Here is a 25,014-nt window from a genome sequence, read left to right on the forward strand (position 1 = left end):
TTATAAGTACGCCTGGCAAGTACAGTGCTCTGGCAATATTAAACCCTCGCTTTATCCAACTTATACTTGTGCAATGGCTACCAGCCGTTCCCCGCGCCGATAGCTATTTTCCTTTTAGATATGCAATATAATATATTTTTATAATAAATATATTTATAACAACGCTTGTTTTGTTTATTTCAGCGGCATACCTCCTAATGCGGCAAGAAATTAACGGGAATCAAAAAAACGACCCCCTTGCGGGGGACTCAGCCATTATGACGACGGGGCAGGACATTGTTATCTCGCGCTGGGCGAACCCGTTTAACTGGCAATGGGATGCGATTCCTGTTTGCAGAATCCCCGTAGACATCCATTAGCCTGATGGTAGGGCATGGCTACCGTTAATTCAACTTAACGTTAAAGCGTATTCAAGGGGTTATGTTAATTATTGCTTGGTTAATTATATATTTCATTTAGAAACTGATATTTTACCTTCTTCATTTTATTGATGCTAGCCATAATTTAATCCGACTATTACCGCATATCCTGCAACAGCTCCACTTTATCCCCGTCCAGCTTCTGCTGGATTTCCAATAGCTGTTCCGGCGACACCGCCGGATAGCCCTGGGTGCCCTGGGGGATTTCATGGCGGGCGGGGATGGGAATTTGCGGCCCCAGGAAGCGCGGTTCGCGCTTCATCAAATAAAGATCCGACAGCGCGCCCAGGCGCGCGCCGATTTCCCGCACCCGCACCGAAAACATATTCTTGGGGGACGGCACCGCAAAGCATTGCGCCTGAATGCCCATGCGCATGGCGATAAACAACGCCCGTTCGCAATGAAAACGCTGGGTAATGATGGTGAAATCATTGGTATCGAATACTTTGCGGGTGCGGATTATCGAATCCAGGGTGCGAAAACCGGCATAATCCAGCACGATATCCCCGGCGGGCATGCCGTGGGCGATCAGATCGCGCCGCATGGTGACCGGTTCGTTATAGCTTTGCAGCGCATTGTCGCCGCTTAACAGCAGATAATTGATCTTGCCGCTGTTGTAGGCGTTCAGCGCCCCCTGTATGCGGTAGAGGTAATATTCGTTAATCACCCCGGTACGGTAGTATTTGGCGGTGCCTAATACTACGCCCACCTGCCGGTGGGGCAACAGCTGCAAATCCTCGTAGATGTAGGGCGCTGTTTTCCAACTGATCCAGCGATCCAGGCCGATCGCCGAACATAACAAAACGCCCGCGATAATAATCAGGGAATATATCAGGCGCTTCCACATGCCGTAAGCCTTACCGTGTCCTGCTGCAATGTCATAAGCCCAAGGCTACTTTACCTCCGGGGCACAAGCAAGGAGCGCAACAGCTTCAATGGCTTCAATGCGGTATTTTTCGGCGGACCGGGACCCCCGGGCCGCCAAAATGACTTAGAACGGCGTGCGGCGGTAGCTGCGGTAGCCGGGATGCCAGAAGTTATGTTCAATGGCGACGGACAGCACATCCTCCGGCGTAACGATGGCCACGCCGGCAATCTGCGCCGCTTTGCCGACTTCCATGGCGATGACCTTGGAGACGCCCTGAATATCGTTGATATCCGGCAACAGCGCCCCGTCCGCGCCGTTAACCAGCGGCGAGCACTCGGCCAGCGCGCGGCTGGCGGCGATCAGCATGGACTCGGTGACCCGCTTGGCGCCGCTGGCCAGCACCCCCAGGCCGATGCCCGGGAAAATATAGGCGTTATTGCACTGGGCGATGGGGTAAACCTTGTCTTTATGCTGCACCGGGGCAAACGGACTGCCGGTGGCCACCAGGGCCGCGCCGTCGGTCCAGCGGATCACATCTTCCGGCGTGGCTTCCACCCGGGAAGTGGGATTGGACAGCGGCATCACGATCGGGCGCGGGCAATGACTATGCATCTCGCGAATAATCTCTTCGCTAAACAGTCCGGGCTGGCCGGATACCCCAACCAGCACCGTCGGTTTGGCGTTGCGCACCACGTCCAGTAGGGAAATGGAGTCGCTGGAGAGCTGCCAGTGGGCAATCTGGTCGCTGTGCTGCACCAGCGGCGCCTGGAAATCGAGCAAGTTGGCCAGCTTATCGGTCAGCAGGCCGAAACGGTCGACCATCAGCACCCTGGAACGCGCTTCGTCTTCGCTCAGCCCTTCCGTGCGCATCTCGGCGACGATTTGCTCGGCGATGCCGCAGCCGGCGGAACCGGCCCCCAAAAACACCACCGTCTGATCGCGCAGACGGCTGCCGGCGGCATGGCTGGCGGCCAGCAGGCAGCCGAGGGTGACGGCGGCGGTGCCCTGGATATCATCATTAAAACAGCACAGCTCGTCGCGATACCGGTTCAACAGCGGCGTGGCGTTCTTCTGGGCAAAATCTTCGAACTGCAATAACACCTCCGGCCAGCGGCGTTTTACCGCCTGGATAAACATCTCCACAAACTCCTGGTACTCTTCGCCGGTGATGCGCGGATGGCGCCATCCCATATAAAGCGGGTCGTTCAGCCGCTGCGGATTATTGGTGCCGGCGTCCAGCACCACCGGCAGGGTATAGGCCGGGCTGATGCCGCCGCAGGCGGTATACAGCGATAGTTTGCCGATGGGAATGCCCATGCCGCCGATGCCCTGATCCCCAAGCCCCAGGATACGCTCGCCGTCGGTGACCACGATCACCTTGACGTTCTGCTTGGTGGCGTTTTGCAGCATGTCGTCAATCTTGTCCCGGTTGCCATAGGAAATAAACAGGCCGCGGGCGCGGCGATAGATATCGGAAAAGTGTTCGCAGGCTTCGCCCACCGTCGGGGTATAGATTATCGGCAGCATCTCGCTGAGATGGCTATCGAGTAAACAGTAGAACAGGGTCTCGTTGGTATCTTGAATATTGCGCAGGTAAATATGCTTATCGATATCGCCGGTAAAATCCTGATACTGGCGCCAGGCGCGCTCGGCCTGCTCCTCGATGGTTTCCACCGCTTCCGGCAACAGTCCGTGCAAATTGAAGTTATCGCGTTCTTCTATGGTAAACGCGCTGCCTTTATTGAGTAGCGGAAATTCCAATAGTACTGGGCCAGCATGCGGGATATAGAGGGGACGCTTACTTTCGTGTTCCAATTCCATGACTTTTACCCATTTTTTTTACCGTATGTTTCCTAAAGGATAAAAGATTGCGGTAAAGGTTGCATGTGTTCATTGGTAATTTGTTATTTTATTAAGTTTATTAATTGCATTGCGGCGATAACCCCCCAGGCTAGCAAAGGGCAGGGCGGCAAAGCACGCCCTGCGGGTACTCAGGCCGTCAACAATTGCCGATGCACTTCGCCGCAGCCCAGGGCGTTCAGCGTGGCCAGGGTGGCGTCCCATTGCGAAAACGGCGCGCTTTCCTGCTCCACCAGAATGGCCCGCTGGATCTGGCGGTAATCCGCGCCTGACATATTGAGCAGGATCAGCGCCGATTGCAGCGGCGGTAGGCTGGGATTAAACGCGGCGTTTTCCGCATAGCGGCCGGCGAAAATCCGCCCGTCCGCGGTTTGCAGCGCCACCGCGCTATGTGCCTGGCTATAAGGCGCATGGCTCTGGTTAGCCGCCAGCACCGCCTGCTGCACCAGCGCGTCATCCGGGGCCGGCATTTTCGCCTGCTCCGGCATGGAGGCGGCAATCGCTTTTTGCATGTGCGGGGCGCCGCCGGTGGCCGCCGTCAGCGAGAATTGATGATCGACCGCGTCCATCAGCAGCGTGTGGATGGCTAAATCCCGCGGGCCAAAAGAGTCGGGCAGGTAGCGGCTCAGCGCCGATGGCGAACGTTCGGGCAGGAAAATCATCAGATCGGCGCCGCTATTGAGTTCATTCATAAACTGGCGGCAGTGGCCGCAGGGCGTGTAGTTGACCGTAATACCGCGCAGGCGTTTTTCGCCGCGCAGCCAGGCATGGTTGATGGCGCTTTGTTCCGCGTGCACCGTCTGCTGCAGGGGAGCGCCGATAAATTCCATATTAGCGCCAAAATAAAAATTGCCGCCGATGCCCCGCGCCACGGCGCCGACGTTAAAATGGGAAACCGGCGTCAGGGCATAGGCGGCGGCAAACGGCAATAAGGCGAAGCACAGGGCGTCTTCATCCAGACCGCTGGCCTGCATCAGCGCGTCGGCCTGGGCGGCGCTCAGCATACCGTTAAAATCCGCCCGGCCCAGCTCGCGGGTCAACGCCGCCTGCAGATCCGGCGCCAGGGCCGCCAGCGAGGGTTCAAATCGTGGGTGCATAATGATTCCCTGAACAATGAATTGGGAATCATTTTAGTCGTTAAGCGTGAAGATAAATATGATCAATATCTTATCGCGCGGTGCGATCAGCCAAACACCTGCAGCAATACCGGAAACAGGAACGGCGCCAGCAGCGACGTGATAATGCCGCACAGCACTAAAGCCAGGGAACTGAACGCGCCTTCCTGGAAGTCCAGCTCGGCGCAGCGGGCGGTGCCCAGGGCATGGGCCGCGGTGCCCATGGCCAGGCCGCGCGAAGCTTTGGTGGTGATGCGCAGCAGATTAAACAGCGTGTGGCCCAATACCGCGCCCAGGATACCGACAAAAATAACGCACACGGCGCTGATGGCCGGGATGCCGTTAATCGACTGGGCCACCGCCATGGCGATGGGCGTCGTCACCGACTTGGGCAGCACCGAGGCGGCAATTTCCGGCGTGGCGCCCATCCACAGCGCAATGGCGGTGCCGCTTATCATGGCGGTCAGGCTGCCGACAAAACAGATGCTGATAATGGATTTCCAGCGCGCGCGGATCTGATGCAACTGCTCGTAGAGCGGAAATGCCAGCGCCACCACCGCCGGTTGCAGCAGGTCGTTAAGGATTTTGCTGCCGGCAAAATAGCGCGAATAAGGAATGCCGGTAAGCAGCAGCAGCGGAATAATCACCACCATGGAAATCAGCAGCGGATTAAGCAGCGGCATGCGGAATTTTGCCGCCAGCCGCCTGGCGCCAAAAAATACCACCAAGGTCAGCGGCAGCGACCACCAGAAATTCGCCAGCATTTATTTATCCTCGTCCGGGCGCGGATGGCCGGCCACGGGGCGTTCGCGGTGGATATAGTGCGAGCTGTAGCCCACCACCAGCATGACCATCAGCGTGCTGACCATGCACGAGACGACGATGGGGCCGAACTGGGAGGAAAGTTGCTGCCAATAATTCATCACGCCGACGCCGATGGGCACGAACAGCAAGGCCATATAGCGAATCAACAGATGGCAGCCCGGCTTAAGCCACAGGGGCGGCAGCAATTGGAAAGAGAGTAAAACAAACAGGATTAACATGCCCAGGATACTGCCTGGAATGACAATCGGTAACAGCGCCGATAGGAAATTGCCGATAAACAGGCACAGGTAAATCAAGGCGAAGGCGCGGATAAAGGCCCAGCCATTCATTATGATATTACGCATTATCTCAACCTTATGATGAATCGCATTTATCATACAATCAAAACCGACACTGTGCTACCGCGCACGTTCTTTAACAGGCAATTGCGTATCAGAAATTCGCCCACGGGCCGTACGGGGGCCGGTAGTCAAAATTATGATCCACTGCACACAAAACCACGGGCCAATCTGATAACAGATAGTATTCATTAGTTGGCGAACGAAACGCGTCAGCAAAAATTCCCGTTGCCAGGAGAGTCCTTAATTATGTCCAATCCACGCTTTTATGGCGTTATCCCACCGGTTCCCACGCTATTTACCGCCGATGAACAGCTTGACGAAGCCAGCATGGCCAAACTGCTTGATAGCCTGATCGCCTCTGACGTCAACGGGCTGTTTTTTCTCGGCAGCGCCGGCGAGTTTGCCCATATGTCGGAAGCCCTGCGCCTGCAGACGGCGGAATTTTGCGTTAAGTATGTGAATAAACGTAAACCGGTATTGATCGGCATCGCCCACTCCGGCACCGGGGAGGCGATACGTTTTGGCATGCATGCCCAAAAAATTGGCGCGGATGGGGTCGTGGCGGTCAACCCTTATTATAACCCGCTCAGCGAAGAAAACCTGTACCTGCATTATAAGCACCTGGCCGACGCGCTGGAGTTGCCCATCCTGATTTACAACTTCCCCGGCCTGACCGGCCAGTCCATTCCGGTGTCGGTGATTAAGCGCCTGGCGCAGGACTGCCCGACGATTGTCGGCCTGAAAGATACGGTGGATACCCTGAACCATATCCGTGAAACCCTGCATGCGGTAAAACCGGTGCGCCCGGATTTCGCGGTATTCTCCGGTTATGACGAGTATTTGTTCGGCACGCTGATCCTGGGCGGCGACGGCTGCATTCCCGCCAGCGCCAATTTTGCGCCCGAACTGACCTGCGGCATCTACCGGGCCTGGCTGCGGGAGGATTATGCCGAGGCGGTGAAGTTACAGCAGCGCCTGTCGTATATCCCGGAGCTGTATAACTACGATCTGCCTTTTTATAATGTGGTGAAGTACGCCATTAAGCTGACGGGCGTGGATATTTCGGTGAATGCGCTGCGGCCGGCGTCGCCCCTGACCGAGGAGCTCAAAGCGCGGATCAAGGCCGCGCTGGAAAGAAGCGGGGTGATTGAGTGAAAAGTAAATGGCAGACAACCGGCGTGTAAACGCCGGAGTTTTTCGTGTCCAGGCGACTGGGAGTATCGACTCGCTAAACAGGGATGAGTGTTTGCTGCTTACTGGTTGAGGATATGGTTAGAGGAATTATGCTAATCTACCAACCCCCGCAGGCAAGGAGTTGAAGGCAGATGATAACCCGATTAAAACTAGATAATTTCAAAGCGTGGCGCGCCTCGGGTGATATATCCTTGAAGCCGGTAACCTTGCTATTGGGTGAAAACTCAACCGGTAAGTCCAGTGTGTTGCAAAGCCTGTTACTGATGAAACAAACGGCAGCTTCGCCCGATAGAACGGTGCAACTCAATCTGGGCGGGGATGAAGTAAATGATTTTGTCGATATGGGTTCATTTGAGGATTTAATGACTCAAAACCCTAAAAAAAGGAAAGTGGGTATTGAGCTAGACACTGTCCATGATGAGAACTATTGTTATTTTGCCGTGGAATATGGCCAGGATTCCAAAAAAAGCCCGGTTGTGGAAGAAATGAAGTTGAGCGCCAATGCTGAAAGCTGGTTTCGTCTGGCCAGAACCGAGCGGAGCGCGTTTAGCTTATATCTTCCCGGAGAAATACGTACTAGCCTCAAAAGCCGGTCCTTTGCGCCGGAACGAGGGATCGCATTTTCGGCAGAAGCCATCGCCGCCCTGGGAGAAAGCGGGCAACAGGTACAAGACCTCAGCTTGCAACTGCGGCGAGAGCTTGATGCTATATCTTACCTGGGTCCACTGAGAAATAAACCCAGACGCACCTATCCTTGGAACCGAACACGTCCGGGTATCATCGGTGAAGATGGCAGCAATGCTATTTATGCATTGCTGGCGAGTGCGCAAGCGAAAAAGAATGAAGATAGCAATGATATTGTCACTAACGTTTCCCGTTGGCTAAAAAAGATGAAAATCGCCGACCGCTTGGAGGTAAAACAGCTTGGCGCCGGCAATTACAGTGTGATGATCCACCGGGATGGCGTAGTGGCTAATTTGAGGGACGTCGGCATCGGAATTTCCCAGGTATTGCCGGTTTTAGTGCTAGCCTATTTTGCACCAGCTTACTCGACCGTGATTCTTGAGGAGCCGGAGATTCATTTACACCCCCAGGCCCAATCCTTTTTGGCCGAATTATTCCTTGAAGTGAGCAAAACGCGGCACGTTCAGTTTATTGTGGAAACCCATTCAGAACATCTGTTTCGCCGCATGCAAACACTCGTTGCAAAAAGAAAAGCCATGCCAAACCAATGTGCGCTGTATTTCGTGGCGCGCAATAAGTCCGATGCGGTGCTTAAAACATTAGAAATGGATAGTTTGGGCCGGCTGTCCAATTGGCCAAATAATTTTTTCGGTGATGTGACCGGAGAGGTTCGTGAGCAAGCCAAGCTGGCCATGCAAAGAATGATGAAGGAGCGTAAATCTTTATGACTCGGCACGTTATTGATACAAATGTTTTAATTGTAGCAAGCGGTGAGCATCCCGAATCCCCATTTTCTTCGCAAAACCATCCGGTTAATGATCCGATGGAGTCAGGCAAGGTGCTTAAATGGCTAATCGATTTTGAAAAAGGGAACCGGCGGATGGTGGTGGATGTTGACTGGGCAATCCTTAATGAATATCAAAATAAATTGACCGACCAGGATTATGGTGCCAGAGTTGTTTTTGAGAAGATGGTAAGGGGACAAATAGATTATATGGAAATTGAATGGGTAGATAATCCTGCTCATCCCGATAAAGTAGCTGTTTTGAATAAACCACTGGATACCGTTATTCATGATCTTGCTGATACAAAAATCGTTTCTACCTGTTTAAAAGCCATTGATCAGGTTAATGGTCCCGGTTGCAATATTGTTAATGCATGCGATACCGACTGGTATGATTGGCAAGAGGCGCTGGGCGTTGCTGGAGTTTATGTTGAACAACTGATAGAAGAGTGGTCGCGAAATAAGTGGAAGGAACACCATGACCGCTGATTTTTTTCGTTTTCCACATACTCCGCACATCAAATGGCTCGGTAGTGGCGAACCACGCGGGGACAAAATACTTTCAGAGCTTGACGTCAAGAAGTTTCTTACCCAAAAACTGACGGTAGAAGAAAAAATAGATGGTGCCAATGTCGGTTTTTCAGTAGCGGCGAACGGACAAATTCAAGTTCAAAATCGCGGGACGTTGATTCAACGGGATGCAGGCGGCCAGTTTAAACATTTTTGGCGGTGGGTAAACCGTCATGAACAAGACATGATTGGCTTGCTGGGTGACAACCTTATCCTCTTTGGTGAGTGGTGTTATGCTGTTCATTCTCTGAAATATAATTCACTACCAGACTGGTTTATTGGTTTTGACATTTATGATCGTAAAGTATGCCGTTTTTATTCAATGCCTAGACGTAACGAAATTTTTTCTTTACTGGAAATAACACCCGTTCATACAATTGGTATTGGTCATTTCTCTATGAATGAATTAATACAGTGTTTAAATCTTCCTTCACATTATGGCGCTAAACAAATAGAAGGTATTTACCTCCGTCAAGATGAACAAGGCTGGTTAACACGCAGAGCTAAGTTGGTGAGACGTGACTTTATCCAAACAATTGAACAGCATTGGTCAAAAAAAAGCATAATACCCAATTCCATTTCTAAATAACGTATCGCTTAAAGCCAACACAATTGATAATTTAGCCTTCTTTCCTGTATCTCGCCTCTGCCACCCCCGTTTATTGCTAGGCGGCCGATTCTGCGCCCCCGCCGTAAACTATCTTGGTTCCCCGGCGGGCGCGGTCGCCGGGGAATTTTGCCGGAAACCCGCATGGAATAACCACAGGCTGGCCAGCGTGGCCGCCATCAGCACATAAAACAGCGTTACCGCCGGGGTATAGGCGAGGATCATACCGGTGAGTACCGGATTGGCGGCGCCGCCCAAGGTGCTGAGGTTTTGCATGCCGTAATAGCTGCCTTTAAGATGCGCCGGGGCGATAAAATCGATAAACAGGTATTCCACCGGCGTAATGATAATCTCCCCAAGGGAAAATAACGCCACCGCGATCATCCAGGCCGGTACGGAACTGCCCGCCAGCACAAACCCCGTCAATCCAATCAGGAAAAACAGGCTGCCGGCGATGAGCCACGGCATCAGCGTTTCGCGGCGGATATTGCGGCTGACCGCATATTGCAGCGTAATCACGATAGCGGCGTTGACCGGCAGGATAATCCCCACCACCCGGTAGGCGAACTGCGCATCAAACGCCACCATCAGATACTGCGAGATGCAGCTGGCGAACTGGCCTTCCACCAGGCAGCCCAGGGCGCCGCCCAAGGTAAAATAGATCAGCCGCTTGTCGCGCCGCAAAACCCGCAATGTCTGGCGAAAGTTGATTTTTTCCGCGACCGCCGGATTAATCCGCGGGTCATCCAGCGGCGGACGGCCGCAGCGCGGCAGCAGCCATGCCAGCACCAGCGTGGCGGCGGCGGCCAGCAGGCCGGACAAATAAAACGGCAATACGGAACTGGTTCTGGCCAGCACCACGCTCAGGGGCGGGCCGACGGCCCAGCCGACATTCACCAGGGTGTAATTCAGCGAAAACGCCTTGATGCGCCGCTCCACCGGCAGCCATTCGGCAATACTGGCTTTGAGGGTAATGGAGAACAGGGCATAGGCGGAGTTAATCATGGCCATAATCACAATCATGGACATGACGCCGGCGCTCAGGGGCAGCAGGAAAAACGCCAGGGCGAATACCGTCATCGACAAGACGATCAGTCCGTTTTTATTGAACCGATCCACCAGATAACCGCCATAGAGGCTAAACACAATCCCCAGGGTCAGGCTGGCGCCCAGCACCATGCCGATGCGATCCGGCGCCAGATGGCGATGCTGGGCCAGATAGATGGCGAAGAAGGGCAGGGTCAGGCCCCGCCCGATGGTCAATACCAGCGAGGTGGTTAATAACGCCCTGATAACCGCTGGGAATTCTTTTAGCAACTGCAAAAAATACGGTTCCTATTATTTTACCGCGATTATTTTACCGCCATCCCCGGCAATGCGCCGGCGTCCGGGCTCAGCAGGAAGATATCGCTGCCGCCGGGACCCGCGGCCATCACCATGCCCTGGGACACGCCAAAACGCATTTTACGCGGCGCCAGATTGGCCACCATCACCGTCAGGCGGCCTTCCAGCTCCTGCGGATCGGGATAGGCCGCGCGAATGCCCGAGAATACCTGCCGGGTTTCACCGCCGATATCCAGGGTAAGCTTCAGCAGCTTATCCGACCCGTCCACCAGTTCGGCTTGTTTGATCAGGGCGATGCGCATATCGACTTTGGCAAAATCGTCAAAGCTGATGGTATCGAGCAGCGGCTCATCCGCCAGGGCGCCGCTGGCCGGCTTCGCCGCGGCGACGGCCTCGTCCTTCGATTCGTTGACCATATTTTCCACATGGACCGGATCGATACGGTTAAACAGCGCCTTGAAGGTGCTGACCTTGTGGCCCAGGAGCGGAGATGCGATGCCGTCCCAGTCCAGCGCCACGTTAAGGAAGGCCTCGGCGCGGCCGGCCAGGGCGGGCAGTACCGGTTTCAGATAGGTCATCAATACCCGGAACAAATTAATGCCCATGGAGCAGATGGCCTGCAGGTCCCGTTCGCGTCCTTCCTGCTTGGCCACCACCCAGGGCGCCTGCTCGTCCACGTAGCGGTTGGCCAGGTCGGCCAGCGCCATAATCTCGCGAATCGCTTTGCCGGATTCCCGGGCGCTAAAGGCATCGGAGATGCCGGCGGCGGCATCGGTAAAGGTTTTATACAGCACCGGGTCGGCCAGGGTATCGGCCAGCTGGCCGTCAAAGCGCTTGGCGATAAAACCGGCGTTGCGCGAAGCCAGGTTAACCACTTTATTGACGATATCCGTATTGACCCGCTGGATAAAATCTTCCAGATTCAGGTCGATATCGTCAATATGCGACGACAGCTTGGCGGCGTAGTAATAACGCAGGCAATCCGCATCCAGATGCTTGAGGTAAGTACTGGCCTTGATAAAGGTGCCGCGGGATTTGGACATCTTGGCGCCGTTGACCGTGACGTAGCCGTGCACGAATAAATTGGTCGGTTTGCGGAAGTTGCTGCCTTCCAGCATGGCCGGCCAGAACAGGCTATGGAAATAAACGATATCCTTGCCGATAAAATGATACAGGTCGGTATCGGAACCGACGCGCCAATAATCATCGAAATTAATATCGCCGCGCTTGTCGCACAGATTTTTAAACGAACCCATATAGCCGATGGGCGCATCCAGCCACACGTAGAAATATTTGCCCGGCGCGTCCGGCACTTCAAAACCGAAATAGGGCGCGTCGCGGGAAATATCCCACTGCTGCAGGCCGGACTCAAACCACTCCTGCATTTTATTGGCCACTTGCTCTTGCAGGGCGCCGGAACGGGTCCAGGCTTTCAGCATATCGCTAAAGGCCGGCAGGTCGAAGAAGAAGTGCTCGGAATCCTTCATTACCGGCGTGGCGCCGGATACCGCCGATTTGGGATCGATCAAATCGGTGGGGCTGTAGGTGGCGCCGCACACTTCGCAGTTATCGCCGTACTGATCCGGGGATTTGCATTTCGGGCAGGTGCCTTTGACAAACCGGTCCGGTAAAAACATCTTTTTTTCCGGGTCGAACAGCTGGGAAATGGTGCGGGTTTTAATATAGCCGTGCTCTTTCAACCGATGGTAAATCAGCGTCGACAGCTCGCGGTTCTCCTCGCTATGGGTCGAGTGATAGTTGTCATAGCTGACGCCGAAACCGGCAAAATCCTGCTGATGCTCACGATTCATTTCATCGATCATGATTTCCGGCGCTACGCCGAGCTGCTGGGCTTTGAGCATGATCGGGGTGCCGTGCGCGTCATCGGCGCAGATGAAATAAACCTGGTTGCCGCGCATTCGCTGAAAACGGACCCAAATATCTGCCTGGATATGCTCCAGCATATGGCCGAGATGGATTGAACCGTTAGCGTATGGTAACGCACAGGTTACCAATATTTTTTTCGCGACTTGAGTCATGTTGGGAATGTGCTTTTTATCAGATGAAATAAAGGTTTTTGATGGTAACCGATAGCGATACCCCGCGTAAACAAGCTCGGACAGTTCTGTTATGCTATGTGCATCGGTTACCACCCCTATAAAGAGAAAATAAGGAGCCGGGATGAATCCTCCATCACCCGAACAGTCTACCCCCGATGTGCTGCGCGCCCAGGTATCGCAGGTGCTGGCGCTGTTTAAACATACTACGCTAAAACGCAATTTGAACGAGCTCAAGGCGCTGACCCACTGCGCGCTGCTCGACGGCGCGCTGCATATCGAACTGACCATGCCGTTTGCCTGGCATAGCGCGTTTGATGAATTAAAAGACGCCGCCAGCGCGGATCTGCTGCGGGTCACCGGCGCGCGGGCCATCGACTGGCGCTTAAGCCATAACATCGCCACCCTGCGCCGGGTCAAAGATCTGCCCGGCGTCAAAAGCGTGCGCAACCTGATTGCGGTCACCTCCGGCAAAGGGGGCGTGGGCAAATCCAGCACCGCGGTTAACCTGGCGCTGGCGCTGGCGGCGGAAGGGGCGCGCGTCGGCCTGCTGGATGCGGACATTTACGGCCCGTCGATTCCCGCCATGCTCGGCACCACCGAGGAGCGCCCGACGTCGCCGGACGGCCAGCATATGGCCCCCATCATGGCCCACGGCCTGGCCACCAATTCCATCGGTTATATGGTGACGGAAGATAACGCCATGGTCTGGCGCGGTCCGATGGCCAGCAAGGCGCTGCTGCAATTGCTTAACGACACCCTGTGGCCGGAGCTGGATTATCTGGTGCTGGATATGCCCCCGGGCACCGGCGATATCCAGCTGACGCTGGCGCAAAACATCCCGGTTACCGGCGCGCTGGTGGTCACCACGCCGCAGGATATCGCCCTGACCGATGCGCGCAAAGGTATCGTGATGTTTGAAAAAGTGGGGGTGCCGGTATTAGGCATCGTGGAAAACATGAGCGTGCATATCTGTAGCCATTGCGGCCATCTGGAAGCGATTTTTGGCACCGGCGGGGCGGAAAAACTGGCCGAGCAGTACCACTGCGCCCTGCTGGGCCAACTGCCGCTGCATATCAGCCTGCGCGAGGACCTCGACCGCGGCCAGCCCACGGTGGTCAGCCGCCCGGACAGCGAATTCACCGAGCTATATCGCCAACTGGCCGGCCAGGTCGCCGCACAGCTGTATTGGCAGGGCGAGGTGATACCCACGGAGATCGCGTTTAAAGCGGTATAAAAACGCCAACGCATAAGCCACGCCCGGCACGGCGTCAGCAGAAAAGGCGCGCTGCCGGGTTAGCGCCGCATAATGTCCCGCCCTCATCGGGATGTTCACTGTAAAATGTCAAATCATCTGCCGTTGCGTCACTGGTTTAATCATACGGTTATGCATAGTTTTTTTGATAGGATACTGGCTATTGATACCTCCGTGGCGCTCTGCTGCGCAAAAATGCATGTCCCAGATGCTAAATCTATGGCTGGCTTCTTGATTGCCGCAACGGCTGTTACTCATAATCTTACCCTGGTGACCAGAAATACAAAGACTTCCACTTGACCGGCGCTGTACTGTTAAACCCGTGGATGTGAATAATCTAAAGACGCAATCATTTCCCCGCGGCCAAAGGCCGCCGGAAATGACACGCTCCGATCGGCTCGCCCGTAATGCAAACCGCATCGGAGAATAGGGTCGCGGGGGAATCGCGGAAAATGACGCCCGTTGACCTTACCGCTGCGCCAGCGCCTGCGGGTTCACGCAGTTGTTTTTCACTTCGCCCGCCAGCGCCGCGATGAGATTGTCCACCGCGCAGGCCACCATGGCATGGCGGGTTTCCACGGTGGCGGAGCCGATATGCGGCAGCGCCACGACATTGGGCAGGCCGAGCAGCGGCGAGGTGGCCGGCAGCGGTTCGCGCTCGAATACGTCCAGGCCGGCGCCGCGAATCACTCCATCCTGCAAGGCGGTAATCAATTCCGGTTCATTAACGATCTTGCCCCGGGAGCCGTTGATTAAAATGGCGCCGGGCTTCATTTTACGCAACTGCGCCAAACCAATCAGCTTTTCGGTTGCCGGCAATAGCGGCAGCACCACGCAGACAAAATCCGCCTGCGCCAGCACGTCGTCCAGGGAAAGCCGGCGCGCATGCAGCTGGGTTTCGGCCTGTTCGTTGGCCACATCGTTGTAATAAATCACCGGCATGCCAAACCCCAAATGGGCGCGTTTGGCCACGGCATAGCCGATCCGCCCCATGCCCAGGATGCCGATGGTCTTGCCGTTGACATCGGTACCATAATATTCCTCGCCGATGCTGCGCACCCAGCGGCCCTGCTTGACCATCTCCGCCAATTCGATGGCGCGCCGGGCGCTGGTCAGGATCAGGGTGAAAATCGTATCGGCGGTGGTTTCGGTCAATACGCCGGGGGTATGCATCAGGGTAATGCCGCGGCGGGTCAGATCCGGCACGCTAAACTGATCGTAGCCCACCGAGATGGTGGAAATGGCGCGCAGCTTCGGCGCGGCGTCCAGCAAATCGCCGCCGATGGGATGGCTGGCGCCGATCAGGCCGTCCGCCTGGCCAAGGGCGTCGATTACGTCCTGGCGGTTAGCGTCGGTGATGCTGTCGAACTGCGCCAGGTTAAAAGCACCTTGCAGCCTCGCCAATTGATCGGCGGGAATTTTTTTATATAAAACGACATTGGGTTTCATGGGTATGCCTCTGGATTTATCGGTGACGCCTCAAGCAATAAGCGGGGCGGTGGTTGAAGCATCGGCGGCCATGGCCGCGGCCAGGCGCTGGCGATCGGGCAACCCTTCGCTGTCGCCGATAACCTGGATGGCCAGCGCGCCGATATGGTTGCCGCGTTTAATGGCCTCCGGCAGCGGCAGGCCTTCGAGCAAGGCGCTCACCACCCCCACGGCAAAGCCGTCGCCCGCGCCCACCGTATCCACCACGTTTTTCACCAGCACCGCCGGAATCACGCCCCGTTCTCCCCGGGCGGTCTTGAAAAAGGCCCCGTCGGCGCCGGTTTTAATAATCACCGCCTGCACTCCGCCGGCCAGATAGAAATCGGCAATGGCGTCCGGCTGCTGGCGGCCGGTGAGGATCGCCCCTTCTTTAATCCCCGGCAGCACCCAATCCGCGCTAAAGGCCAGCTTATTGAGCTGCGCCACCATTTCCTGCTGCGAGCGCCACAGCACCGGCCGCAGATTGGGATCAAAAGAAACGGTCTTGCCCCGCTGTTTCATCCAGCGCGCCGCGTGGGCCGCCAGCGCATAAGAGTCGTCGGACAGCGCCGCCGCCACGCCGCTCAGGTGCAAATGGCGGGCCCGGCCAAAATACCCCTCGTCAAAATCAGCCGGCGACAATCGGCTGGCCGCCGAGCCCTTACGGAAATACTCCACGATGGGATCGGTTCCATCATCGGCTTTGGATTTAAGCTGGAAGCCGGTGGGGAAGGCGGGGTCCTGGGTTACGGCGCGGCAATCCACCCCTTCGGCGGCCAGGGTCGCCAGAATAAAGCGGCCAAAGGAGTCATTACCCAGCCGGCTGACCCAGCCCGATCGTAATCCCAGACGCGCCAGTCCGATGGCGACATTCAATTCGGCGCCCGCCGCCCGGCGCACATACCGATCCACCTCGGCCAGATCGCCGCGCTCGGTGGCCACGAACATCGCCATGGCTTCGCCAAACGTCACCACATCCAACGGCGGGAGATTGGCGGCGGGAGAATGAGTTGCAGACATAGGATACTCCTCAAGACAGTAGAATGGAGCGGCGCCTGGCGTACCGGCGCCGCAAAACTATAGTAAGAGTATGGAACCGGTTCCATCCACAATCCATCCTTCTAGGATAAAATTTTGAACTGGATCACGATCTATTGCGGCATCAGATGCGTAACGCTGGCGGCTGGCAGTCTTTGACCATGCAAATCCGCCCGGGTGTAGACCCGGCCCGTGGGGGCGATGGTCAGGGCGATTTGTTCCAGCAGGCCCTGGGTGGGCGCTTTTTTACCCTGGACCACCAGCAGCAGCGGCAACAGCAGCACCATGGTGATTTGGCCGTAAGATAGGGGGTGGATATGAGTATGCCGCGAATATTGCAGCAGTAAAAACGACGTGCTCATGGTAAAGCCCAGCGTCAGCCCGGCAATCACTTCCGAGGTTGAGTGTACATGAATAATGACCCGGGAAACGCCGATAGTCAGCGCCAGGATATAACCGCAGGCCACCGCGAACTGCCTCAGCCCCTTGGGTGCGCGGCTGGTCAGTATCCAGAGCATCACCGGCCAGATACTGGCTGATAAAGCGGAATGGCCGCTGAAACCGGTGAAATCATACATCCGGCTGCCGATGCCCCAGCCCATAAACGCCAGTTTGGATACCACGACAATCGCCCCGGCGGCGCCGAACAGCAGCAACCATTGCAGGCAGGCGCGCCGGGTATCGGCTTTCCACAATAATAAAATGACAATGAGTACCGCGCAGGGCAGCAAAAGCATGCTGTCGCCAAAAAACGTAAGCCAATGCCAATTCATCAAATACCGCTCATCAGGGGAAAGTTAAAGGATGCCACCCATATACCTTACGCAATGTTCCCGCGTCTCTCCAGTCTGAATTATCTTAAAACCGTGACATGGATCGCTGCAAAGGCGAGAATTAATCGCCAGGCGAAGCATCGGCGAGTCGCTATCGCTGGCGTCGGTTTCCCCGGCACTCTATAATTGCCGCGTCAAATGCGCCACGTCGGCGCAATACTTTTTTATACCAGGCCATTTATTGTATGACTGACAAGCCTCACCAGTGCGTCATTATCGGCATAGCCGGCGCATCCGCATCCGGCAAAAGCCTGATCGCCAGCACGCTATACCAAGAGTTGCGCGAGCAGGTCGGCGATGAACATATCGGCATAATCCCTGAAGACAGCTATTATGAAGATCAAAATCACCTGACCATGAGCGAGCGGATTAAAACCAACTACGATCATCCCAGCTCCATGGATCACAATCTGCTCTACCAGCATTTGCTGATGCTCAAGGCGGGCCAGGCCATCGAAATGCCGGTATACAGCTATGTCGAGCATACCCGCCGGCCGGAAACCATCCATTTGGCGCCCAAAAAGGTGATTATCCTGGAAGGGATACTGCTGCTCACCGACCTGCGGCTGCGCGGCGAAATGAATTTCTCCATTTTCGTCGATACCCCGCTGGATATTTGCCTGCTCCGGCGCATGAAGCGCGATGTGAACGAGCGCGGACGCGCCATGGATTCCGTGATGGAGCAATACCAAAAAACCGTGCGTCCCATGTTCCTGCAATTTATCGAGCCATCCAAACAATACGCCGATATCATTGTGCCGCGCGGGGGCAAAAATCGCATTGCGATCGACATACTTAAGGCGAAAATCAGCCAATTTTTTGAATAATGATAACCGCCAGGCGGTCACGAGCGGCGCGAACGCATAGCCTGCTATCTGCGCGACCCAGGGTGGCGGCGCATCCCCAAGAACATCTTATGGAGTAATAACGATGAGACTGTGCGACAGTGATATCGAAGCCTGGCTGGACGACGGCAGGCTGAATATCGACCCGCGTCCACCGGTGGAAAGGATCAACGGCGCCACGGTTGATGTCCGGTTGGGCAATCAATTCCGGGTGTTCCAGGGCCATACCGCGGCGTTTATCGACCTCAGCGGCCCGAAAGATGACGTCACGGCGGCCTTGGATCGCGTGATGAGCGATGAAATCGTCCTGCCGGAAGGCGGCGCGTTCTTTTTACACCCCGCCGAACTGGCGCTGGCGGTAACCCTGGAATCGGTCACGCTGCCCGATAATCTGGTGGGCTGGCTTGACGGCCGTTCGTCCCTGGCCCGCCTCGGCCTGATGGTGCACGTCACCGCGCACCGCATCGACCCCGGCTGGCAGGGTAGGATCGTCCTGGAGTTCTATAATTCAGGTAAGCTGCCGCTGGCGCTGCGGCCGGGCATGTTGATCGGGGCATTGAGTTTCGAGCCCTTGAGCGGACATGCCGCCCGTCCTTACAATAGCCGCCAGGACGCGAAATACCGTAATCAACAGGGAGCCGTTGCCAGCCGGATTGATAAGGATTAACTCCGTCAGACGCGTTGGGTGCTGCAAATACCACACATGAGGACCGCATGAGAAGATTTCTGACGACGCTGGTCATTTTGCTGGCAGTATTGGTAGCCGGCATCACGGCGCTGGTAGTACTGATCAATCCGAATGATTTTCGCAACTATATGATTGCCAAGGTCGAACAGCGCAGCGGCTATAAGCTGCGCCTCGACGGCGATCTGCGCTGGCACGCCTGGCCGCAGCTAAGCATCCTGGCCGGACGCATGACCCTGACCGCACCCGGGGCCGGCGTCGCGCTGGTCAGCGCGGAAAATATGCGCCTGGACGTGCATCTGTGGCCATTGCTTTCCCATCAACTGTCGGTGAAGCAGGTATTGCTTAAAGGCGCGGTGATCACCATCACGCCCGACAGCGCCGCCCGCCGCCCGGAAAATGCGCCCATCGCCCCCGCCGGCACGCCGGCACCCGTAGACCGCAGCGCCTGGTCATACGACATCGCCAGCCTGAAAGTCACCGACAGCCTGCTGATTTGGCAGCGCCAGCCCAACGAGCAGATCAACCTGCGCGATTTCAATCTCGATATGGAACAAAACGCCGTGCGCCAGGCGAATATCACCTTTTCCAGCCGGATTAACCGCGACCAGCGGGATCTGGCGGTGTCGCTGAGCGGCAAAGCGGATTTAAGCCATTATCCGCGCCAACTCACCGCCAGCCTGGACGGTTTTCAGTATGAACTGCACGGCTCGGGCCTGCCGGCCGAAGGCATCAAAGGCGAAGGCAAACTCAGCGCGGATTACTCCCGCACCAACGACACGCTGGAAATCAGCAACCTGTCGTTTAGCGCCAATGACAGCCAACTCGCCGGCCAGGCCAGCGCCAAAATGGGCGACATCCCGATTTATCAATTGGATCTGAACGCCCAGCTCCTGAACCTGGATACGCTGATGGGCTTTACCACTACTGGCGGCAGCGGCAGCGGCGGCAGCGGACATCGGCAGCATAGCGCCAACGGCAAACCGGTTATCGCCGCCGCCAGCGGCGAAAAGCCGTCGTCGGTGCTTAATGGTTTTAACGGCCAGCTTAACCTGACGGCGGATCGGGTGATTTATCACGGCCTGAACATCACCGGCTTCAAAACCCAGGCGGATAACCGCCGCGGCCATCTGGCGCTTAATACCCTGGCCGGCAAGCTGGGCGACGGCGAGTTCAACCTGCCGGGCACGGTGGATACCACCGGCCGGCAGCCGAGCTTCGAGCTCAGGCCGTCCCTCAAACAGGTGGCGCTGGGGCCGCTATTGCAGGCCTTCTCGCTGCCGCAGACCCTGACCGGTCTGCTATCGGTGGACGGCCAACTGAGCGGCCAATCCTTTACCGGCGCCGACTTCGCGCAAAACTGGCGCGGCGCCGGCAAGATGCAGCTGGACAACGCCAGGCTGGAAGGCCTGAATATCCAGCAGTTGATCCAGCGCGCCGTGGAACGCAGCAATAATAATGTCAGTGCGGATCAGGTAACCGAGACATACTCGGCGGTGAAGCAGCTCACCGCCCAGGCCACCCTGGATCGGGGGCACCTGAAACTCGACGATCTGGCGGGCGACTCGGAGGCGATGGCGCTGGCCGGCAACGGCGACCTGGACCTGCCGGGCAGGCAGTGCGACGTCAACCTGACTATTCGCGTCCTCAAGGGCTGGAAAGGGGAACCGCAGCTGACCCAGGCGCTCACCGCCACGGCTATCCCCCTGCGGGTCTATGGTCCCTGGGATAACCTGAGCTATCAGCTCCATGTGGATCAGTTGCTGCGCAGCCGGCTGGAAGATGAAGTGAAAAAGCGCCTGGACGCCTGGGCGCAGAAAAACCAGGATCGCCCGCAGAATAAAAACGTGCAAAAGCTGCTGGATAAACTGTAAGGCCGGGCGCAGCCGGAATCAGACCTCGTATTCCGGCTGCGCGACCGGGGTAATGCGCACTTTCAGGATGCGGTGGCTTTCCACTTCCAGGATTTCAAACAGATAGTTGCCGATACCCAGGGTATCCCCCTCTTTAGGGATGGCCTGGGTATGCTCCATCAGCAAACCCGCCAGGGTGTGATATTCGCGCCGGTCTTCCAGGGCGATATCGATATAACCCACCAAATCTTCCAGCGGCAGATACCCATTCACAATCAAGGTGCCGTCGTCATGCTGCACGATATCGTGGCGCGGGTCGGTCTCTTCGTTTTCCAGCGGCAGGTTGCCGGCAATGGTTTCCATCACGTCGCTGAGGGTGATAATCCCCTCCACCGACCCGAACTCATCGACGATAAACGCAAAATGGGTATGGGCTTCGCGAAACTGCTCCAGCGCCAGCAGCAAAGACAGCTGCTCGGGAAACACCAACGGCTGGCGAATCAGCGAACGGAGGTCCAGCGGCTCTTTACGCAACTGCTGGGTCAGCAGGTCAATGACATGCACCACCCCCAATGGCTCGTTGGACGCGCTATCCTCGGTGATCACCAGACGGGTATGCTGGTTATTTTCCAGCAGGGGAATAATGACTTCCGGCGGATCGCGCAAATCGATATGTTCAATATCGTGACGGGAAGTCATCACGCTGCTCACGGTGCGCTGGGCCATCCCCAGCACCCGTTCGATCATGCGCCGTTCCTGCTCGTTAAACACTTCCTGGCCGCCGCCGTCGCCATCGGCAATAAGCGCCGAGGTCTGCGCATCCAGCTGCGCCTCTTCATGCCGGCCGCTCAGCATGCGCAGCACCGCTTCGGCGGTACGCTGGCGCAGCGGCAGGGATGAAGACAAGAACCGGCGCCGATTAAACTGCGCCAGCTGGTTCAGCGACTCGATGGCCACCGAGAAACCGATGGCTGCATAAAGATATCCTTTGGGAATGTGGTAACCAAAGCCGTCGGCCACCAGGCTAAAGCCAATCATCAGCAGGAAACTTAAACACAAAATCACAATCGTGGGATGGGCATTAATAAACCGGGTCAAGGATTTGCTGGCCGCCATCATCACGCCGATGGCCACAATCACCGCCGCCATCATTACCGCCAGATGATCCACCATGCCCACGGCGGTAATCACCGAGTCCAGCGAGAACACCGCATCCAAAATAACGATTTGCGCCACTACCGGCCAGAAGCGCGCGCCCTTGCGCTGCGCCTGCACCTCTTCATCCTTGCCTTCCAGGCGCTCGTTAAGCTCCATGGTGGCTTTAAATATCAGAAATATACCACCTACCAGCATAATCAGGTCGCGGGCGCTGAAGGGGTGCCCTGCGGCGAAAAACAGCGGATCGGTCAACGACACCAGCCATGACATGGACGCCAGCAACAGCAAACGCATAATCAACGCCAGCGCCAGACCCACTATCCGGGCCTTATCCCGCAGCGCGGGCGGCAACTTCTCCGCCAAAATGGCGATAAACACCAAATTATCGATACCTAACACCAGCTCCAGCACAATCAATGTTGCCAGACCTGCCCAAATCGTTGGATCGGCGATCCATTCCATAATCAATGTTTAACCTGTTTTAGTCACGAGCTCGTGAAGAATGATGGGAGTTAACGCGGCAAAACTCAAGAGAGGATAACGCAGGGAGCACGTGGGCGGTTTGGAAGACGAACGCCGTCACCAGCCAATTTCCTGAGGAAATCATTAATATGCGTAATAAATCTGTAACATCAATCAACTATTTGTATCTGAAAACGGGCCATTATAGGCATTATGCATTTGCTTTGTTTATGTTATCAGCCTGCTACAAGCCAGCTAAACCGCCGCGACGACAGCGATACGGGTAGTCTTATTCCTAAAACGCAGGGCATGGGAGATCGAAACCTTGTAAAGAGGTAATTAATAATTAGTATAACAACGATGAGGCATTTGTTGTGCCAATTATACAATTTTTGGCCAAAAGATAGGCTGGCAAGTGTAGTTTTGTGACTGAGCTATCACTAGTAAGAATAGTTTGCGTCGCATCAAGCCAGAACCAGAGTACAGATTTCAAACAAATGCTCGACAGCTCATTGGTTGCTACAAGCCAAGGGCGGTAGCGTGGTGTGAGCATAATCAACTCATAGCTGGTTCCTGGTCGTGTTTAAACCAGTACATGTATCAGTAATCCTGCCTTTTATTAAAAGAAGGCAATGGAATAAGTTTTTTGTTTAAATGTCGTGTATCGATAGTCTTATCCTATTAAGTCCAGTGGGTTGTCACTCTCATATTTGGCTAATAAATAATCAGATTTTATGAAATTTCCACTAGCGATAACACTATCGGTCATGCGCGCAAAAGCTTTAGGTAAAAGAAGATTTTTTGATGAGAAAAAATCAATGCCTGTAATGACGAGATTTTCCAGCATGGCCGCAAAAACACGTCTATTCTCTATGCACAACAATTTAGCCGTTGCTGCAAGGGCCGATCGCTCAATTTCAGAACAAATAATGTCATAATCATAAGATTTATAGTTGTATTTTTATGTCATTTTTGGTCAATTAGATGAATCTTAACATTTGTGATGTGGGCATGAGAGTTTTGGATATGGCACCAGAAGATGAAAGCAGGCATGTACCACAATGAACAGCGCTAAGTTTTGGGGCTTTTTTGGCATTAACACACTTGCGTAAGGCGCTACCACACATGGATACGCTTTTTACCCGAGCAACAGCGATAGTGATGATAACTCAATGATGAAAACCAAACTTAAGTTGATGCCGCTTTTGGTGTCGGTGGCCTTGATTAGTGGTTGTACCGTCTTCCCTGGTTCTAGTCTCTCGACCAGCGGTAAAAATGTTATAAAACAAGATGATGCAAATTATGATATTAGCAAGTTCGTCAATGTTTATCCATTGACACCGAGACTAATTGAGGAATTACGCTCAAAGCCAGTGGTGGCTCAAAACAATGTTCCACTTGAGCAAGAACTAAAAAATTACGAATATAGAGTAGGGGTCGGTGATGTTTTGAACATCACCGTCTGGGAACACCCCGAACTAACCACTCCGGCTGGTCAGTATCGTAGCGCAAGTGATACTGGCAATTGGGTACAATCAGATGGAACTATTTTTTATCCTTATATTGGCAAGGTCAGCGTTGAAGGCCGTACTGTTACTCAAATAAGAAATGAAATTTCCAATCGTTTAGCACAATACATTGAAAGTCCTCAAGTGGATGTCAATATAGCTTCTTTCCGCTCGCAGAAAGTGTACGTGACAGGCGAAGTGAATAAATCTGGTCAGCAGGCTATCAGTAATGTGCCATTGACGATACTAGATGCAATAAACTCCGCCGGTGGGCTTACTGCTGATGCAGATTGGCGAAATGTAATACTCACACATAATGGCAAAGATCAGCAAATTTCGCTGCAGGCGCTTATGCAGAATGGTGATCTTCAACAAAATAGATTGCTCTATCCTGGTGATATCCTTTTTATACCCCGCAACGATGATTTGAAAATTTTTGTTATGGGTGAGGTGACAAAACAATCTACCCTGAAAATGGATCGAAGCGGAATGACATTAACCGAAGCTCTGGGGAATGCACAAGGCATTGACCAAGTTTCAGCAAATACGACAGGTATATTTGTTATAAGACCCCTTAAAGGTTCTCACGGAAGCCAAATAGCAGACCTCTATCAGCTAGATGTTTCTGATGCAACATCATTGGTTATGGGTACTGAGTTTCAGCTTAAACCATATGACATTGTTTATGTGACTACAGCACCTATTACACGTTGGAATAGGCTTGTAAATCAACTAATTCCAACTATTGCAGGTGTTCATGATATGACGGAAACAACACGATATATTAAAAACTGGGATTAATCATGTTTGATACTGTATTGGTGGTTTGCGTCGGTAATATCTGCCGTTCTCCTACGGGAGAACGATTATTACAAAAGTATTTGCCAGGGAAAAATATTATATCTGCCGGGTTAAGCCCGCTATTAAATAAACCGGCTGATGAGTTAGCTTGCCATGTAGCAAATGACAACAAACTTTCGCTTGCTGATCACCATGCAAAAAAAGTCACAGCGGACCTGTGTCATGAATATGATCTAATTTTGGTCATGGAGAGAAAACATATCGATCGGCTATGCAAAATTGCACCCGAAGCGAGAGGTAAAATTATGTTATTTGGTCATTGGTTACAGCAAACAGAAATTCCTGATCCCTATAAACAAAGTAGAAAAACATTTGAATATGTTTATCATTTATTAGATGAGTCTGCACAACAATGGGCGAAAGCCTTAAACCGATAGTTAG

Annotated in this window: 23 protein-coding genes; 11 read left to right on the forward strand and 12 right to left on the reverse strand. The window is 54.5% G+C overall.

Features of this window, described 5'->3' with window-relative positions; translation table 11 throughout:
* Positions 1-516 precede the first annotated feature (516 nt).
* The 5 genes from sanA to ACL2XP_RS07245 form a co-directional block, all read right to left on the reverse strand.
* Positions 517-1,266, reverse strand: coding sequence for an outer membrane permeability protein SanA (gene sanA / locus ACL2XP_RS07225; RefSeq protein ID WP_413737973.1), 750 nt, complete (start codon positions 1,264-1,266; stop codon positions 517-519).
* Positions 1,267-1,410: 144 nt separating this feature from the next.
* Complete coding sequence (locus ACL2XP_RS07230; RefSeq protein ID WP_413737974.1) at positions 1,411-3,108, reverse strand: NAD-dependent malic enzyme; 1,698 nt, start codon at positions 3,106-3,108, stop codon at positions 1,411-1,413.
* A 170-nt stretch (positions 3,109-3,278) separates the two neighbouring features.
* Entirely contained in the window at positions 3,279-4,244 is a 966-nt protein-coding gene (gene cdd, locus ACL2XP_RS07235) for a cytidine deaminase (protein WP_413737975.1), read from the reverse strand.
* A gap of 86 nt (positions 4,245-4,330) precedes the next feature.
* The gene (locus ACL2XP_RS07240; RefSeq protein ID WP_413737977.1) at positions 4,331-5,026 is read right to left on the reverse strand and encodes a CidB/LrgB family autolysis modulator; all 696 of its coding nucleotides are present in this window, start codon (positions 5,024-5,026) and stop codon (positions 4,331-4,333) included.
* The gene (locus ACL2XP_RS07245; protein WP_413737978.1) at positions 5,027-5,431 is read right to left on the reverse strand and encodes a CidA/LrgA family protein; all 405 of its coding nucleotides are present in this window, start codon (positions 5,429-5,431) and stop codon (positions 5,027-5,029) included.
* Between the two features lie 243 nt (positions 5,432-5,674).
* On the opposite strand from ACL2XP_RS07245, the gene ACL2XP_RS07250 reads away from it, so the two are divergent.
* The 4 genes from ACL2XP_RS07250 to ACL2XP_RS07265 all read left to right on the forward strand — a co-directional run bounded on the left by ACL2XP_RS07250 (position 5,675) and on the right by ACL2XP_RS07265 (position 9,249).
* The gene (locus tag ACL2XP_RS07250) at positions 5,675-6,583 is read left to right on the forward strand and encodes a dihydrodipicolinate synthase family protein (protein ID WP_413737980.1); all 909 of its coding nucleotides are present in this window, start codon (positions 5,675-5,677) and stop codon (positions 6,581-6,583) included.
* Positions 6,584-6,753: 170 nt separating this feature from the next.
* Positions 6,754-8,034, forward strand: a complete 1,281-nt coding sequence (locus tag ACL2XP_RS07255; protein ID WP_413737982.1) for a DUF3696 domain-containing protein — start codon at positions 6,754-6,756, stop codon at positions 8,032-8,034.
* Positions 8,031-8,579: a hypothetical protein gene (locus tag ACL2XP_RS07260; RefSeq protein WP_413737983.1), complete on the forward strand. Its 549-nt coding sequence runs from the start codon at positions 8,031-8,033 to the stop codon at positions 8,577-8,579. The genes ACL2XP_RS07255 and ACL2XP_RS07260 overlap by 4 nt, the downstream gene beginning before the upstream one ends.
* Complete coding sequence (locus tag ACL2XP_RS07265) at positions 8,569-9,249, forward strand: RNA ligase family protein (RefSeq protein WP_413737984.1); 681 nt, start codon at positions 8,569-8,571, stop codon at positions 9,247-9,249. The genes ACL2XP_RS07260 and ACL2XP_RS07265 overlap by 11 nt, the downstream gene beginning before the upstream one ends.
* A gap of 108 nt (positions 9,250-9,357) precedes the next feature.
* Here the strand turns inward: ACL2XP_RS07265 and ACL2XP_RS07270 are convergent, their stop codons facing one another.
* Both ACL2XP_RS07270 and metG read right to left on the reverse strand, forming a co-directional pair.
* Positions 9,358-10,590: an MFS transporter gene (locus tag ACL2XP_RS07270; protein WP_413737985.1), complete on the reverse strand. Its 1,233-nt coding sequence runs from the start codon at positions 10,588-10,590 to the stop codon at positions 9,358-9,360.
* Between the two features lie 29 nt (positions 10,591-10,619).
* A complete protein-coding gene (metG, locus tag ACL2XP_RS07275; RefSeq protein WP_413737986.1) occupies positions 10,620-12,650 on the reverse strand; it encodes a methionine--tRNA ligase in 2,031 nt (676 codons plus the stop codon).
* Between the two features lie 142 nt (positions 12,651-12,792).
* On the opposite strand from metG, the gene apbC reads away from it, so the two are divergent.
* Positions 12,793-13,905 carry an iron-sulfur cluster carrier protein ApbC gene (gene apbC / locus ACL2XP_RS07280; RefSeq protein WP_413737987.1) on the forward strand — a complete coding sequence of 371 codons (1,113 nt, stop codon included), beginning with the start codon at positions 12,793-12,795 and terminating at the stop codon, positions 13,903-13,905.
* Positions 13,906-14,013: 108 nt separating this feature from the next.
* Here apbC and ACL2XP_RS07285 read toward each other — a convergent pair whose 3' ends face one another.
* The 4 genes from ACL2XP_RS07285 to ACL2XP_RS07300 form a co-directional block, all read right to left on the reverse strand.
* Positions 14,014-14,181 (reverse strand): hypothetical protein, encoded by a 168-nt coding sequence (locus ACL2XP_RS07285; RefSeq protein WP_413737988.1) that lies wholly within the window; start codon positions 14,179-14,181, stop codon positions 14,014-14,016.
* A gap of 210 nt (positions 14,182-14,391) precedes the next feature.
* The gene (locus ACL2XP_RS07290; protein WP_413737989.1) at positions 14,392-15,372 is read right to left on the reverse strand and encodes an NAD(P)-dependent oxidoreductase; all 981 of its coding nucleotides are present in this window, start codon (positions 15,370-15,372) and stop codon (positions 14,392-14,394) included.
* Between the two features lie 30 nt (positions 15,373-15,402).
* Complete coding sequence (locus ACL2XP_RS07295; protein ID WP_413737990.1) at positions 15,403-16,410, reverse strand: sugar kinase; 1,008 nt, start codon at positions 16,408-16,410, stop codon at positions 15,403-15,405.
* A gap of 131 nt (positions 16,411-16,541) precedes the next feature.
* Positions 16,542-17,201 (reverse strand): phosphatase PAP2 family protein, encoded by a 660-nt coding sequence (locus tag ACL2XP_RS07300; RefSeq protein ID WP_413737991.1) that lies wholly within the window; start codon positions 17,199-17,201, stop codon positions 16,542-16,544.
* Between the two features lie 245 nt (positions 17,202-17,446).
* Here ACL2XP_RS07300 and udk point away from each other — a divergent pair, with 245 nt between their 5' ends.
* The 3 genes from udk to asmA all read left to right on the forward strand — a co-directional run bounded on the left by udk (position 17,447) and on the right by asmA (position 20,665).
* The gene (gene udk / locus ACL2XP_RS07305) at positions 17,447-18,088 is read left to right on the forward strand and encodes a uridine kinase (protein ID WP_413737993.1); all 642 of its coding nucleotides are present in this window, start codon (positions 17,447-17,449) and stop codon (positions 18,086-18,088) included.
* A gap of 103 nt (positions 18,089-18,191) precedes the next feature.
* Positions 18,192-18,773, forward strand: a complete 582-nt coding sequence (dcd, locus tag ACL2XP_RS07310; protein ID WP_413737994.1) for a dCTP deaminase — start codon at positions 18,192-18,194, stop codon at positions 18,771-18,773.
* A gap of 47 nt (positions 18,774-18,820) precedes the next feature.
* The gene (asmA, locus tag ACL2XP_RS07315) at positions 18,821-20,665 is read left to right on the forward strand and encodes an outer membrane assembly protein AsmA (RefSeq protein WP_413737996.1); all 1,845 of its coding nucleotides are present in this window, start codon (positions 18,821-18,823) and stop codon (positions 20,663-20,665) included.
* 18 nt (positions 20,666-20,683) lie between these two features.
* Here the strand turns inward: asmA and ACL2XP_RS07320 are convergent, their stop codons facing one another.
* Positions 20,684-22,264, reverse strand: coding sequence for a TerC family protein (locus tag ACL2XP_RS07320; protein ID WP_413737997.1), 1,581 nt, complete (start codon positions 22,262-22,264; stop codon positions 20,684-20,686).
* A 734-nt stretch (positions 22,265-22,998) separates the two neighbouring features.
* Between ACL2XP_RS07320 and ACL2XP_RS07325 the strand changes: the two genes are divergently transcribed.
* The 3 genes from ACL2XP_RS07325 (at position 22,999) to ACL2XP_RS07335 (ending at position 25,010) form a co-directional block, all read left to right on the forward strand.
* Positions 22,999-23,202 carry a hypothetical protein gene (locus ACL2XP_RS07325; RefSeq protein WP_413737999.1) on the forward strand — a complete coding sequence of 68 codons (204 nt, stop codon included), beginning with the start codon at positions 22,999-23,001 and terminating at the stop codon, positions 23,200-23,202.
* 234 nt (positions 23,203-23,436) lie between these two features.
* Positions 23,437-24,573, forward strand: a complete 1,137-nt coding sequence (locus ACL2XP_RS07330) for a polysaccharide export protein (RefSeq protein ID WP_413738000.1) — start codon at positions 23,437-23,439, stop codon at positions 24,571-24,573.
* 2 nt (positions 24,574-24,575) lie between these two features.
* A complete protein-coding gene (locus ACL2XP_RS07335) occupies positions 24,576-25,010 on the forward strand; it encodes a protein tyrosine phosphatase (protein WP_413738002.1) in 435 nt (144 codons plus the stop codon).
* Positions 25,011-25,014 lie beyond the last annotated feature (4 nt).

It is taken from the genome of Sodalis sp. RH21 (assembly GCF_047324175.1).
In the GTDB taxonomy this organism is placed as follows: domain Bacteria; phylum Pseudomonadota; class Gammaproteobacteria; order Enterobacterales; family Enterobacteriaceae; genus Acerihabitans.